This window comes from Streptomyces sp. NBC_01260, assembly GCF_036226405.1.
In the GTDB taxonomy this organism is placed as follows: Bacteria; Actinomycetota; Actinomycetes; order Streptomycetales; family Streptomycetaceae; genus Streptomyces; species Streptomyces laculatispora.
This window is the reverse complement of record NZ_CP108464.1, coordinates 2,810,814-2,824,658: the sequence shown is the minus strand read 5'-3', so window position 1 is coordinate 2,824,658 and position 13,845 is coordinate 2,810,814. Positions and strand designations below refer to the sequence as shown.

Sequence of the window (13,845 nt, the reverse complement as noted above, 5' to 3'; positions counted from 1 at the left end):
GTCTCACTCGCTGCGCAGCCCGTCCGAGCGCATCATGCGCCACAGCGGCGGCAGGGAGCACAGGGTCACCAGGAGGATGAGGGCCGCCCCCGCGCCCACCATCGGCAGGAACAGCCACCAGCCGGTCACCGCCTTGTCGACCATCCAGCACAGGGTGGCACCGAGGGCGAGGCCGCCCGCCACGGCCACCGAGAGCCCGATGACCACCGGGACGGCGGTCTGCCACAGCACCGACCAGCCGAGCGTGGTCCGGCGGGTGCCGAAGGCGACCAGGACCGACAGCAGCCGTTTGCGCTCACGCAGCTGCTCCAGCTGGGAGACCAGCATGGACGCGGCGATCAGCAGCAGAGTGGCGGTCGCGCCGACCTGCAGACCGGTCTGGATGCTCGCGTACTGCCGGTCGCGCTCGACCGAGTTGATGGTGGCCAGGCGCATACCGGGGTCGAGCCGCGCAGCCGTGTTGCGTACGTACTCGGCGGCGTCCGGGACGTCTTCGTCGATGCGGATCTGCGAGACGGTCGAGGCTCCCGGCAGGGTCTGTGCGTCGATCGCCCCGGGCGTGACCAGGATGCCCGAGTGTTCCTCGCCCATCGGGTCGGTCCGGGCCCTGACGGTCCGGGAGTCGGCCGGCAGCGTCCAGTGCAGCGGCTTGCCCCGGCCGTAGGTGTCGAACTCGATCACCTTGCCCTTGCGGGCGGTCTGGTCGACCCAGCCGGCCTGCCCCTTGTCGGCGGGGTGGGAGACGAAGGTGTCGCCGTCCCGGCAGGACGGGATCCGGGCGAGCTCGCGCAGGGTCGCGCAGTCCCCGATGGTGAACGAGGTGGTGGGCTGGATCTCGTCGTCCGTGTACGTTCCCGGCTTGGTCGCGTACGCCTCGACCGTGCCGATGACCTGGGTGACGCCCTTGGTGGCGCGGAACTCCTTGATCGAGTGCATGGCGGCGTCGCCCCTGACGATCTCGGAGTGGGCGTAGAACTGGGCGCGGAACGGGTCCTGCCCGGTGACCTTGTTGAAGTCGTCGTTCATCGCGGCGAACAGCATCTGCAGGGCCACCGCACCGGCCACGGCGACGGTGACGCCGCTGACCGCGCGGGCGGCGGTACCGCTGCTCAGCTGGAGCCGGCGGGTGGCCAGCTGCCAGGGGACCGGGCCGCCGCGCAGCCGGTTGACGCAGGCCTCGACCAGCCAGGGCAGGAGGAGGGCCAGCCCGACCAGGACCAGCACCGCGCCTCCGGCGATCGGGTACGGGTTGACGGGTCCGTACGCCTCGAACTTGCCGGTGATTCCGAAGACCGCGAGCCCCGCGACCGGCAGCAGCAGCCGCCACCAGAGGCGGCGCCTGCCGCCGCGGCTGTTGCGTACGACGCCGAGCGGCTCGATCACCACGGACCGCATGGCACCCAGGGTGACGAGCACCGCGGTGAGCGGAACCGCGAGGGCGATCAGCGCACACAGCCGGGCGTCGGGGGCCAGGTCGGAGGGGAAGGCGCTGGCGTCCCAGACCTCGACATGGCCGACGAACCGGCGCCCGGTCAGGAACAGGGCCACTCCGATGAGGAGGCCGAGCACCGAGCCGAAGAGCGCCTCACCGGCCGCGATCCGGCGGGTCATCCGGATGTCCGTGCCGACCAGGCGCAGGGCGGCGAGCCGGCGGTCGCGGCGGTCGCCTCCGAAGCGCACGGCGGTGGCGATGAAGATGGCCACGGGGGCGAGCAGCACCACACAGATCATGATGACCAGCACGATGAGCATCGGCGGCAGCGGATCGGACGGTCCGGGGTCGCCGTATCCGGCGATCCGGTGGCCGCCCGACGCGCTGGTCAGGGTGTCGCTGCCGGCGTAGAACCAGAGCTCGCCGGGCGAGCGCAGCCCCGCCTCCGTGATCGTGCCGGTCACCTTGTACGGCAGCCGCTCCTTGAGCAGCGCGTTCTCCGGGGCGTCGAGGAGTTTCCCGAGCGCGGGGGAGACCGCCATCTCGCCGGGGGCGGGGAAGGCGGCGATGCCCGGAGGGACGACCGGGTGGCCGCCGTCCGCGCGCATGAGGAAACCCGTGATGGAGCGGTCGCGGAACTCGGTGCTCGCCTCTATCCGCAGGACCGTGCTGTCCGACTTCTTCGCCGAGGCGTCGGGGGAGTCGGAGATCTTGGTCTCGGAGCGGGCCTGGTCCCGGGCGGACCGTTCGTCGAGCATGTGCGGCACGGAAGCCGCGGTGAGCAGCAGCGCCACGCCGAGTCCCACACCGACGGCGGTGAGCAGCGTGCGGGTCCAGCCCTCGCGGCCGCCCCCGGCGGCGAACCGGATGCCGAGCGCGAGATCGCGCAGCCAGGGAGCGGTGCGGGAGGGGGGTCCCGGAGGAGGCACCGGGCCGGCCGGGGGCCTCTTCTCGTCGAGCAGCGTCATGCGGCGTGCTCCAGGTCGCGGGCCCGGCCGTCGCGGACGGTGACATCGCGGTCGGAGTAGGCGGCGACCCGGGCCTCGTGGGTCACCAGGACCACGGCGACGTTGGCGGACCTGGCCGTCTCGGTGAGCAGCTGCATGACGCGCTCGCCGTTGAGGGAGTCCAGGGCGCCGGTCGGCTCGTCCGCGAAGATCACCTTCGGGGAGGCGGCCAGTGCGCGGGCCACGGCGACGCGCTGGCCCTGGCCGCCGGACACCTCGCCGGGGCGCTTGGCACCGAGGTCCTCGACCTCCAGGCGCTCCATCCACTCCAGGGCGGTGCGCTCGGCGGCCTTGCGCCGGGTGCCGTTCAGCCGGAGCGGCAGGGCCACGTTCTCCACGCAGGTCAGCTCGGGGACCAGCTGGCCGAACTGGAACACGAAGCCGAACTCGCTGCGGCGCAGGGCGCTGCGCTCGGCGTCGGACATCGCGGACAGCTCGCGGCCGGCGTAGGTGATGGTGCCGGAGTCGGGCGTGATGATCCCGGCGAGGCAGTGCAGCAGGGTGGACTTGCCGGAGCCGGAGGGGCCCATCACGGCGACGACCTCGCCGGGGTGGACGGAGAACGAGGCGCCGTCGAGCGCGGGGGTCGACCCGTAGGTCTTGTACAGGTCGTGGGCGGTGAGCAGGGAGCCGGCGGGGGTCACGGGGCCACCACCTCGGCGAGCTTGTCGAGCCGTGCGGCGGTCAGTTCCAGCCAGCGCAGATCCGCTTCGAGGTGGAACAGGGCGTGGTCGCAGATCAGCTGGTCGGCGAGGTCGCCCCGGCGCTTGCGGTCGGTGAGGATGCGCATCAGGCGCAGGTGCTCGGAGCGCTGGGCGTCCAGCACGTCGGCGGCGCTGCGGCCGGTGAGCATCGCCAGGACGACCTTGGTGTACAGGGTCGACTGGAGGTACGGCTCCGGCTTCTCGGGCTGCGCCAGCCAGGTGGCGACATCGGTGACGCCGGCGTCGGTGATGGCGTAGCGCTTGCGCTCGGGACCGCCGCCGGTCTCCACACCGTCGACCTCGACGAGGCCGTTCTTGAGGAGCCGGGACATGGTCGAGTAGACCTGTCCGTAGTGCAGCGGGCGGTCGTGACCGAACTTCTCGTCGAAGGTCCGCTTCAGGTCGTAACCGTGGCGGGGACCGGACTCAAGGAGCCCGAGCAGGGTGTGGCCGATAGACATGCGGAGCACTGTACACGGCGTGTATACCTGGTGTGTATACCGGCTGTGCCGTCCTCCGTGGGCCCGGGGCCGGGCCCACGGGTGACTCTCCGGGGCGGGCCCCCGGGAGGTCATTCCGGCCCGGGAGCCTTCGGCGGCCGCCCCCGGCGCGGGATCGGCGCCGCCCCGCCCGGCAGCCGCCCCGCCTCCGCGAGCGCCCGCCGCAGCAGGAACTCGATCTGCGCGTTCGCGCTGCGCAGCTCGTCCGAGGCCCAGCGCGCCAGTGCGTCGTGCACCGCGGGGTCCAGCCGCAGCAGCATCTGCTTGCGCTGCTGCGGCTTCGGCGGCCTGCGCCGCGGCGTCTCCTCGGTCACTGGTAGAGCGTGCCCGTGTTGAGGACCGGCTGCACCGCGCGGTCACCGCACAGCACCACCATCAGATTGCTCACCATGGTCGCCTTCCGTTCCGCGTCGAGCTCGACGATGTCCTGCTCGGCGATCCGGGTGAGCGCCATCTCGACCATGCCGACGGCGCCCTCCACTATCTGCTGCCGCGCCGCGACCACGGCGCCGGCCTGCTGGCGCTGGAGCATCGCGGAGGCGATCTCGGGGGCGTACGCGAGGTGGCTGAAGCGCGACTCGATGATCCGTACCCCCGCGGCCTGCACCCGTGCGGTCAGCTCCACGGCCAGCTTCTCGGTGATCTCCTCGGCGTTGCCCCGCAGCGAGAGGCCGCCCTCGTCATGGGCGTCGTAGGGGTACTCGATCGCGATGTGCCGGACGGCCGCCTCGGTCTGGGTGGCGACGAACTCCAGGAAGTCGTCGACCTCGAAGAGGGCCTGTGCGGTGTCCTCGACCTTCCAGACGACGATCGCGGCCAGCTCGATCGGGTTGCCGTAGGCGTCGTTGACCTTGAGGACCGCGGTCTCGTGGTTGCGGACCCGGGTGGAGATCTTGCGGCTGGAGGTCAGCGGGTTGATCCAGCGCAGACCGTCGGAGCGGATCGTGCCCACGTACCGGCCGAAGAGCTGGATGACCCGGGCCTCGCCCGGTGCGACCATCTTCACACCGCCCATGCAGAAGAACGAGGCGATGGCGAGCAGCACCCCGAGGATGCAGACGGGGATGCCGACGCCGTTGTTCCCGTTCGACCCGACGACGCCGCCGACGATGGCCAGTCCGACGCCGACGATCACCCCTATCACCGTCAGCAGCAGGCCGATGCCGCCCGCGATGCTGTGCGCCGTCGTCTCGCGGACCTGCGGTTCCGGCATCTGCGGCGCGTCCGGCGTGAGGTCGGCCGACGGTGCGGCGGGAGTGGTCGGAACCTGTGGATCGGTCATGGAATCCCCCGTTTGTACGGGCTAGCTCAGCGCTAGCAATGTGATTACACATTAACCGATGTGGCAACCTTGCGCACCCCTCGTGAGTCGGTTCCCTTGAAGACAGGTGCTGATTGTCACGTCCGGAAAAGGGTGGATCGTTGGCTTTCTGTCCTTGCCAACGGTGTTAGCTGGCAGGTCCGAGCTGATCCGGTCGAGCAGAGAAACGGGAGCAACACAGCAATGGGTCGAGCGGATGCGCGACGAGCCCAGCGGCACGGGTCGCGGCGGGCCGTGAAGAGCGGCGGCATACGCAGGCTCTTCACCTGGCGAAAACTACTGGGCACGGCCTTCGGGGTCTGCCTGCTGGGCATGGGCGCGTTCGCCGTGCTCTACATGGTCGTGCAGGTGCCGGCGGGCAACGCACAGGCCAAGCTCCAGGCCAACGTCTACAAGTACTCCGACGGCAAACTGCTGGCCCGGACCGGCGAGGTCAACCGGGAGATCGTGAGCCTCGCCGAGGTACCCAAGGACGTTCAGCGGACCTTTGTCGCCGCCGAGAACAAGTCCTTCTACGACGACCACGGCGTCGACTTCAAAGGCACCGCCCGCGGCCTGATCAACACCGTTTCCGGCAAGGGCAAGCAGGGTGGCTCGACCATCACCCAGCAGTACGTCAAGAACTACTACCTCGACGCGGACCAGACGGTCACCCGCAAGCTCAAAGAGCTGGTCATCTCGCTGAAGGTCGACCAGAAGAGAAGCAAGAGCGAGATCCTCGCCGGGTACATCAACACCAGTTACTACGGCCGCGGCGCCTACGGGATCCAGGCCGCGGCACAGGCGTACTACGGCAAGGACGCCAAGGACCTGGACGTCACCGAGGGCGCCTACCTCGCAGCCCTGCTCCAGGCCCCGAGCCAGTACGACTGGGCCGTCGCCACCCCGAACGGGAAGGCGCTCGTCAAGGAGCGCTGGAACTACGTGCTGGACAACATGGTCGACCAGCACTGGCTGGACGCCGGTGCGCGCCAGGGGATGAAGTTCAAGGTTCCGCAGACCCCCAAGCCGACGCAGGGGCTCTCCGGCCAGAAGGGCTACATCGTCAACGCGGCGCGCGCGGCGGTGCAGAAGCAGGAGAACATCACCGACGCGCAGTTCGACGCCGGCGGCTGGACGATCACCGTCAACATCGACCGGAAGAAGCAGCAGGAGCTGGAGAAGTCGGTCAAGACCAAGCTGACCGACAAGCTGGACACCAAGGGCCGCAAGCTCGACCAGGACGTCCAGGCCGGTGCGGCCTCGGTCAACCCGAAGACCGGCGCCGTCGTCGCCCTGTACGGCGGACGCGGCCTGACCGAGCACTGGACGTCGAACGCCACCCGGCGCGACTACCAGCCCGCCTCCACCTTCAAACCGATCATCCTCGCGGCCGCACTCGACCAGGAGTCGCAGACCCAGGACAACCAGCGGATCACCGCCAGCACCCGTTACGACGGCACCAGCAAGCGCCCGGTCAAGGGCAGCGACGTCGCCTTCGCGCCGGAGAACGAGGACGACGCGGACTACGGCCAGGTCACCGTCCAGACCGCGATGAACAAGTCCATCAACTCCGTCTTCGCGCAGATGGGCGTGGACGTCGGCATGGACCGCGTGATGCAGACCGCGGGCGAACTCGGCATGGATGTGAAGGGGCTCCCGGCGGTGCCGGCGCAGACCCTCGGCTCCATGGGCGCGAGCCCGATGGAGATGGCCGGGATCTACGCGACCCTCGACAACCACGGCAAGAAGGTCACCCCGCAGATCGTGAAGTCGGCCCAGAAGCAGGGCGAGTCACCGATCAAGCTGCCCGACGCGATCGGCGACCAGGTGATCAAGCGCCAGGCCGCGGACTCCGTGACCTCCGTGCTGACCGGTGTGGTCGACGACGGTACGGCCCACCAGGCGGTGCGCAACGCCGAGGGGCTGGCCGACCAGCAGATCGCGGGCAAGACCGGCACCTCGGACGACAACAAGTCGGCCTGGTTCACGGGCTACACCCCGGACCTGGTCACCTCCGTGGGTCTCTTCGGCGAGGCGGCCTTCACCCGCACCGATGACAGCGGCAAGAAGGTGCAGGCAAGCTCCCAGGTGCCCCTGAAGGGCGCCGGCGGCGGCGGCCGGGTCAACGGCGGTGGCTTCCCGGCCGAGATCTGGGCGGACTTCACCGCTCAGGCGATGGGCGAGCCGGGCAAGTTCGTCCTGGACACCGACATGGGCGCGGCGGTCGCCCCGCCGCCGGACACCAGCTCGCCGAGCCCGACCACCTCGCCCTCCGACGAGGTCTCCCCGTCGAAGCGGCCGTCCAGCCCGCCCCCGTCGTCCGATCCGCCGAAGGAGACCCAGTCCCCGGCGTCCTCGCCGCCCCCCTCCCCGTCGGGGGACCCGTCGACCGACCTGCCCACCGATCCGTCGACCGAACCGGGCCCCACCAACACGGCCGAGCTCCCGGTGAAACCGGGGGACAACGGGCTCAACGGCGACAACAGCGTGACGCGCTGACCAACCGGAACGGGCGGGGTACGAGGAGAACTCCTCGTACCCCGCCCGTTCGGGCGTTCAACCGCCGTTGACGGTCCCCCCGCGGGGCCCGGCTACTGGCCCCGGGTCGGCATCTCGAACCAGACGACCTTGCCCGTCGACAGCCGCGTCGCACCCCACCGCCGGGCCAGCCGGTTCACCAGGAACAGACCGCGGCCGCCCTCGTCCATGTCCCGGGCGCGGCGCTGGCGGGGCAGCTGCGGGGAGTCGTCGCCGACCTCGCAGCGCAGGATGTCGGTCCGCAGCAGCCGCAGCGTCACCGGCCGCTCCGCGTACCGTACGGCGTTGGTCACCACCTCGCTGACCAGCAGTTCCACCGAGTCCGACATCTCGTCCAGACCCCATCGGCTGAGCGCGCGGCGGGCCAGCCTGCGGGCCCGGCCCGGGGCGGAGTCCTCCGGTTCCAGGAACCAGTACGCGACATCGCTCGGCGCGATCCCGTCGAAGCGGGCGGCGAGCAGCGCGATGTCGTCGTCCCGGTCGCCGGGGCCGAGCATGTCCAGCACGTCGTCGCAGAGGGCCTCCAGCGGTGGCGAGTGGTCCGGGCCGGTCAGCCGGGCGGTGGTGGCGAGCCGCTCGCGCAGCTGCTCGATGCCGGTCCAGACGTCCCGGAGGCGGGACTCCACCAGGCCGTCGGTGTACAGGAGCAGCGTGGCGCCCGCGGGCGCGTCCAGCTCGACGGCCTCGAAGTCCACCCCGCCGACGCCGATCGGGGCGCCGGGCGGTACCCGCAGCACCTCGGCGCGGCCGCCGAGGTGGAGCAGCACGGGCGGCGGGTGACCGGCGTTGGCGATGGTGATGCGGTGCGCGACCGGGTCGTACACCGCGTACAGGCAGGTCGCCATGCGGTCGCTGCCGAGCCGCTGCGCCTGCTCGTCGAGGTGGTGCAGCACCTCCTGCGGCGGCAGGTCGAGGCCGGCCAGGGTCTGTGCCGTGGTGCGCAGCTGGCCCATGATCGCGGCGGAGGTCATGGAGTGGCCCATGACGTCGCCCACGACCAGGGCGACCCGGCTTCCGGGCAGCGGGATCGCGTCGTACCAGTCGCCGCCGACCCGGGCCGTCTCGGCGGCCGGCAGGTAGCGGGAGGCGAGCCGGACCCCGGTGGGCTGCGGCAGCGAGTCGGGCAGCATGGTGCGCTGGAGCTCGTCGGCGATGTAGGCCTCGCGCCCGTACAGCACGGCCTTGTCGATGCCGAGCGCGGTGTGCGTCGCCAGCTGGGCCGCGACCAGCAGGTCGTTGGCCTCGAACGGCGGGCGTTCGGTGCCGAGCAGGAAGACCGCCGCGCCGATCACCCGGCGCCGGCCGCGCAGCGGGGCCAGGATCGCCCGGTGCCCCGACGGCACCGTACGGCCCGCGCCGAGCAGCTCGGGCAGGGCGGCACGGGCCGCGGCGGAGTCGCCGAAGACCGGGCGCACCCCGCGCAGCACCTCGGCCAGCGCACCGCCGGGGCGGACCTCGCACAGTTCGGCGGCGGGCGCCAGATCGGTCTGCGGATCGATGGCGGCCGGCCGGAGCCGCTCGCTCTCCGACAGCCCGTCGGTGATCTCGTCGCTCAGCCGCAGCCGGTCGGAGCGGCGCAGCCGCAGCACGAACGGGTTGACGGGGCGCTCGTCGCCGACCGGCAGCGGGTCGCGGAGATAGACCAGTATGGCGTCGGAGAACGTCGGGACGCTGGCCCGGCACAGACCCAGGACGATCTCGTCCAGATCTATCCCGCGGGCGATCCGGCGGGTCGCGGCGCCCACGAAGCGCAGCCGGTCGCCCTCGCGGCGGGCCGCCGCCTGCGGATCGGGGCCCGCCGCGGGGCCCGACCCGCCGGTGGCCGGACCGGGGCCCTTGGCCGGGGCCGGGATCGTTGTGGCGGCAGCGGCGGGCGCCGACGCGGCGTCCCGCTGCCGCGGCCGGGCGCGTTCCTGCGACCGGGCGGCGAGAGGCTGCCGGCCTTCGTGGGAGGTGGGATGCTCCGTCACGCTTGGGGTTCCGTCCGTCCGGGCCGGTTGTATGAGGCAATCACCTTGTGGGGCGCTACTGTGCCCCGGCATGAGCGGCAATAACAACGGCTGACATCGCATGCCCCGGAACACCGGGCCGAAACCGGACGTCCGCGAACGGGAGCGGTGACAACGTTTTCGGCGGTGGAGCGGCGGACTGTGAGCACGTCTCCACCCCCTCGTAGTGGCTCATGCGAATCTGGCAACTCGTGCGACTCATACGACTGATGCGGGTCATGAAGCGTGCAACCAGCGCGATGACTTGGTGATTTACGGTCAGCTCGTGTGCGGCGCCCGTGGGTTGGGGTGGATCGTCCGTCCTCGGGACGATCCTACGTTTCTCCCCCTGGGGTGCATCAAGGGTCTCACGACGGCATGGCGGAGGGGGTACGGTCCCAGTCATCCGGAAGCCGGTCCCAGTCGTCCGGAAGTGCGGGTACCCGCCACCGCGGATCCGGCCGCCAGTCCTCCCAGCCGTCCCGGAACGGCGCCCCCCAGTCGCGGATCACCCCGACCGCCGCGCGCCCCGCCGCCCGCACCCGCCGGGCGGTCGCGGGGGCCATCAGGCCGACCTCCTGGGCCTGGGCGAACTCGTCCTCGTCGCGCCAGAGCCAGCTGCGGTCCGGGTAGACGGAGATGTCGAGGAAATGGTCCTCGGAGTCGATGCCGCCGGCCCAGCGGGTACGCGGCTCCTCCAGGTTCACGTACCAGCTGCGGAACTGCCAGCCTTGCTCCCAGAACAGCCAGACCGACCACGGCTCGCCGGGCCGGGCCAGCTTCAGCACCCCGTTGCCCAGCCAGGGCGAGCGGGCGGTGGTCCGCGGCGAGGTGTAGCGGGTGGCGAGCGGCTCGGCGTGCACCTCGGTGCCGTTCGCCAGCACCGGCTTCACGCACTCGGTGCCGGGTGCCACCCAGACGGCGAGCAGCTCGTCGGTGTCCTGGACGACGGTGACGGGTCGGCAGATGTGCACCGGGTTCGGCGTCCGGCCGGGCGCGGGACCGTGCCGCAGCGGTCCGTTGCCGCGGTAGCGCCACAGGATCTGATCACCCGGCGCCCAGCGCTCGGTCTCTCCGGTACCTGTCATGGAGGGATCTTAGGCCGACCGGCAATTGGGGGACGGCGTCGCCGGGCCGGGTACGCGCATCTGCGGCGTTGTCGTCAATCAACAACGCTCCGCGTTGCCGCAATCCTCCGCCTCGCGGCTGCACGTACCCCCCGATTGCCGGTCGGCCTGGTGAGCGGACGGCCCCACCGCGGCGACGCGCGTCACGGGCGGGTCATGCGCAGCACGTCCAGTGCCTCGTCGAGCTGCTCCACGGTGAGGTCCCCGCGCTCGACATAACCCGAGGCCAGCACCACCTCGCGGATCGTCCGGCGCTCGGCGAGGGACTTCTTGACGACCTTCGCCGCCTCCTCGTAACCGATGTACTTGTTCAGCGGGGTGACGACGGACGGTGAGGACTCCGCGTACTCCCTGGCCCGCTCCACGTTCGCGGTGATCCCGTCGACCGTGCGGTCCGCGAGCAGCCGGGACACGTTGGCGAGCAGCCGCACCGACTCCAGCAGGTTCTTCGCGATGACCGGGAGCATCACGTTCAGCTCGAAGTTGCCCGCGGCTCCCGCCGCGGCGACCGTCGCGTCGTTCCCCGCCACCTGGGCGGCGACCATCAGCACCGCCTCGGGAATGACCGGATTCACCTTCCCCGGCATGATCGACGAGCCCGGCTGGAGGTCGGGGAGGCTGATCTCGGCCAGTCCGGTGCGCGGCCCCGAGGCCATCCAGCGCAGGTCGTTGCAGATCTTGGTGAGCGAGACCGCGACGGTACGGAGCTGGCCGGAGGTCTCCACGAGACCGTCCCGCGCGCCCTGCGCCTCGAAGTGGTCCCGGGCCTCGGTGAGCGGCAGCCCGGTGACGCGGGCGACCTCGGCGATCACGGCGGCCGAGAAGCCGGGCGGGGTGTTGATTCCGGTGCCGACGGCCGTGCCGCCCAGCGGCAGCTCGGCGAGGCGGGGAAGTGAGGCGTACAGCCGTTCGATGCCGTAGCGGATCTGTGCGGCGTACCCGCCGAATTCCTGGCCCAGGGTCACCGGGGTGGCGTCCATCAGATGGGTGCGTCCCGACTTCACGACGTCCGCGAACTCGACGGACTTGCGCTCCAGGGCGGCCGCGAGGTGGTCCAGGGCCGGGATCAGCTCGCCGGTCACCGCGCCCGTGGCGGCGATGTGGATGGAGGACGGGAAGACGTCGTTGGAGGACTGCGAGGCGTTCACGTGGTCGTTGGGGTGGACCTCGCGGCCCAGGCGCTCGGTGGCGAGGGTGGCCACCACCTCGTTGGTGTTCATGTTCGACGAGGTGCCGGAGCCGGTCTGGAAGACGTCGATCGGGAAGTGCGCGTCCCACCGCCCCCCGGCGACCTCGGCCGCGGCGTCCTGGATGGCCTGCGCGATCTCCGGGTCGAGCACCTTCAGCTCGGCGTTCACCTTGGCCGCGGCGGCCTTGATGCGGGCCAGGGCCTCGATGTGGGCCCGCTCCAGGCGCTGTCCGGAGATGGGGAAGTTCTCCACGGCCCGCTGGGTCTGGGCCCGCCACCTGGCGCCCGCGGGGACCTTCACCTCGCCCATCGAATCGTGCTCGATGCGGTACGTCCCACCGGCCGTGACGTCGTCCGCGGGGGTCTGTGCGTCGTCCATTCTGGTTCAACCTCCTGAAAAAGATGAGCACTTGTCTTGTTCTATGTATTCCCAAGTCGCCTACCGACCAGTAAATACCGTGGGTAACAACAAATTCGGGAGGCGCAATGAGGCGCACAAGGTTCAGACTCCGATGTACCGTCGCGGCCGTCGCCGCCACGGCGGCGGCACTGGGCGGGATGACCGCGGCCGCCGGACCGGCAGGCGCGGCACAGTCCGGCACCACCACTACCTCAGCCACCGCACTCTCGCCCGAACTGGAGGCCATCCGCGCCCGCGAGGCCACCCAGCTGTACGGCACCCCGGCCGAGCGCCCGCTCGCCGACCGCAAGACCGGGCTGATCTCGCTCGGCGACAGCGAGATCTCGGGCGAGGGCGTCGGCACGTACGAGGCGGGAACCAACGGCCCCGACAACTGGTGCCACCGCTCCCCCGACTCCGCCATCCACCGCACCGGCATCCCGGCCGACGAGACGTACAACGTCGCCTGCTCCGGCGCGTACACCGGCAACATCGTCATCGGCGGATCGAAGCAGTACGCCGACGAACTGGTGCAGAGCGACAACCTCGCCATCAAGGCGCGCAACACCCGCATCAAGATGATCCTGCTGGTGGCGGGCGCCAACGACGACCTCCAGTTCGGCCCGGTCATGACGGACTGCGTCGAGCGCTGGGTCCTCATCCAGGGCGTGTGCCAGCCGAAGTACGAGGGCGGCTGGCAGGCGCGCGTGGACGGCCTCGTGCCCAAGGTCGAGAAGACCGTGGGCGACCTGCGGACCGTCATGACGAACGCCGGATACGCCAGCAGCGACTACAAGCTCGTCGTCATGGGCTACCCGAGCCCCATCGGCCCGGACTTCTACGACAACCCGAACTTCCCCGGCAAGATTCCCGGTGGCTGCGCCGGATACGACTCCGACGCCGCCTGGGGCCGCAACACCGCCGTTCCCGCCTTCGAGCGCGGGATGCGCAAGGCCGCCGCCGACACCGGAGCCGTCTACCTGGACAACTCCCGGCTCTTCCACGGTCACGAGGTGTGCAGCGAGTCCACCTGGGCCCGCGGCCTCTTCATCGACCTGTCGCACTTCCCGCCGGACTCCAACTCCGTCCGGCAGTCCTTCCACCCGAACGCCGCGGGCCACGGCGCCTTCGCCTCCTGTCTGACCCAGATCTACAACTCGGGGCTGCGCGAGGCGAGCTGCGCCGACCCGGCCAGCACCGGCAAGCCCGTGCTGCAGCCCGCCGCCTGGGACGACGTCTTCAAGCCGCTGACCAACGAGGCCACCAGCAGCTGCCTGGACGCCCCCGCCTCGGTCACCCGCAACAACACCGGAGTGACCGGCTGGGACTGCCACGGCGGCCGCAACCAGGGCTGGTGGTACGACTCCGGCACGAAGACCGTCCGTACCCAGCTGAGCCACGACCGCTGCCTGGACGTACCGGGCGCCGGCTACAAGGCCGGCGCCGCCCTCATCCTCTACAACTGCGCGGGCGCGGCCAACCAGCAGTTCGTCCGGCAGTCGGGCACCCTGCGCCCGGCCGCCTCGACGGGGCTGTGCGCGACCCTGGCGGGCGCCCATGACCCGCTGAGGCTCCAGGCCTGCGACGGGAGCGCGAACCAGCGCTTCGCGTAGCCGGCGGCACCCCCGCGGTGCGGGGAGGGGTGCACACGGCCCCT

10 protein-coding genes are annotated in these 13,845 nt (G+C 71.1%); 2 read left to right on the top strand and 8 right to left on the bottom strand.

The window, feature by feature from the left end:
* Positions 1–3: 3 nt before the first annotated feature.
* The 5 genes from OG322_RS12115 to OG322_RS12095 all read right to left on the bottom strand — a co-directional run bounded on the left by OG322_RS12115 (position 4) and on the right by OG322_RS12095 (position 4,925).
* A complete protein-coding gene (locus OG322_RS12115) occupies positions 4–2,400 on the bottom strand; it encodes an ABC transporter permease (protein WP_329306395.1) in 2,397 nt (798 codons plus the stop codon).
* Positions 2,397–3,083: an ABC transporter ATP-binding protein gene (locus OG322_RS12110; protein WP_124284929.1), complete on the bottom strand. Its 687-nt coding sequence runs from the start codon at positions 3,081–3,083 to the stop codon at positions 2,397–2,399. Before OG322_RS12110 ends, OG322_RS12115 begins: the two co-directional genes overlap by 4 nt.
* The gene (locus tag OG322_RS12105) at positions 3,080–3,604 is read right to left on the bottom strand and encodes a PadR family transcriptional regulator (RefSeq protein ID WP_123461347.1); all 525 of its coding nucleotides are present in this window, start codon (positions 3,602–3,604) and stop codon (positions 3,080–3,082) included. The genes OG322_RS12110 and OG322_RS12105 overlap by 4 nt, the downstream gene beginning before the upstream one ends.
* A gap of 110 nt (positions 3,605–3,714) precedes the next feature.
* Positions 3,715–3,957 carry a hypothetical protein gene (locus tag OG322_RS12100; RefSeq protein WP_123461348.1) on the bottom strand — a complete coding sequence of 81 codons (243 nt, stop codon included), beginning with the start codon at positions 3,955–3,957 and terminating at the stop codon, positions 3,715–3,717.
* Positions 3,954–4,925, bottom strand: a complete 972-nt coding sequence (locus tag OG322_RS12095) for an SPFH domain-containing protein (RefSeq protein ID WP_123461349.1) — start codon at positions 4,923–4,925, stop codon at positions 3,954–3,956. The genes OG322_RS12100 and OG322_RS12095 overlap by 4 nt, the downstream gene beginning before the upstream one ends.
* Before the next feature lie 222 nt (positions 4,926–5,147).
* Between OG322_RS12095 and OG322_RS12090 the strand changes: the two genes are divergently transcribed.
* Positions 5,148–7,445: a transglycosylase domain-containing protein gene (locus OG322_RS12090; RefSeq protein WP_123461350.1), complete on the top strand. Its 2,298-nt coding sequence runs from the start codon at positions 5,148–5,150 to the stop codon at positions 7,443–7,445.
* 92 nt (positions 7,446–7,537) lie between these two features.
* Here the strand turns inward: OG322_RS12090 and OG322_RS12085 are convergent, their stop codons facing one another.
* The 3 genes from OG322_RS12085 to OG322_RS12075 form a co-directional block, all read right to left on the bottom strand.
* Positions 7,538–9,454 carry an ATP-binding SpoIIE family protein phosphatase gene (locus OG322_RS12085; protein WP_123461351.1) on the bottom strand — a complete coding sequence of 639 codons (1,917 nt, stop codon included), beginning with the start codon at positions 9,452–9,454 and terminating at the stop codon, positions 7,538–7,540.
* 386 nt (positions 9,455–9,840) lie between these two features.
* Positions 9,841–10,560: a cytidylyl-2-hydroxypropylphosphonate hydrolase gene (fomD, locus tag OG322_RS12080; RefSeq protein WP_123461352.1), complete on the bottom strand. Its 720-nt coding sequence runs from the start codon at positions 10,558–10,560 to the stop codon at positions 9,841–9,843.
* A 182-nt stretch (positions 10,561–10,742) separates the two neighbouring features.
* Positions 10,743–12,167 carry a class II fumarate hydratase gene (locus OG322_RS12075; RefSeq protein ID WP_124284931.1) on the bottom strand — a complete coding sequence of 475 codons (1,425 nt, stop codon included), beginning with the start codon at positions 12,165–12,167 and terminating at the stop codon, positions 10,743–10,745.
* A 107-nt stretch (positions 12,168–12,274) separates the two neighbouring features.
* Between OG322_RS12075 and OG322_RS12070 the strand changes: the two genes are divergently transcribed.
* Entirely contained in the window at positions 12,275–13,801 is a 1,527-nt protein-coding gene (locus OG322_RS12070) for a ricin-type beta-trefoil lectin domain protein (RefSeq protein ID WP_266411067.1), read from the top strand.
* Positions 13,802–13,845 lie beyond the last annotated feature (44 nt).

What these genes read in the sequence shown, in the direction of transcription:
- fomD (WP_123461352.1), bottom strand. Translation starts at nt 10,560, where the DNA reads ATGACAGGTACCGGAGAGACCGAGCGCTGGGCGCCGGGTGATCAGATC.
- OG322_RS12070 (WP_266411067.1), top strand. Translation starts at nt 12,275, where the DNA reads ATGAGGCGCACAAGGTTCAGACTCCGATGTACCGTCGCGGCCGTCGCC.
- OG322_RS12075 (WP_124284931.1), bottom strand. Translation starts at nt 12,167, where the DNA reads ATGGACGACGCACAGACCCCCGCGGACGACGTCACGGCCGGTGGGACG.
- OG322_RS12105 (WP_123461347.1), bottom strand. Translation starts at nt 3,604, where the DNA reads ATGTCTATCGGCCACACCCTGCTCGGGCTCCTTGAGTCCGGTCCCCGC.
- OG322_RS12115 (WP_329306395.1), bottom strand. Translation starts at nt 2,400, where the DNA reads ATGACGCTGCTCGACGAGAAGAGGCCCCCGGCCGGCCCGGTGCCTCCT.
- OG322_RS12095 (WP_123461349.1), bottom strand. Translation starts at nt 4,925, where the DNA reads ATGACCGATCCACAGGTTCCGACCACTCCCGCCGCACCGTCGGCCGAC.
- OG322_RS12090 (WP_123461350.1), top strand. Translation starts at nt 5,148, where the DNA reads ATGGGTCGAGCGGATGCGCGACGAGCCCAGCGGCACGGGTCGCGGCGG.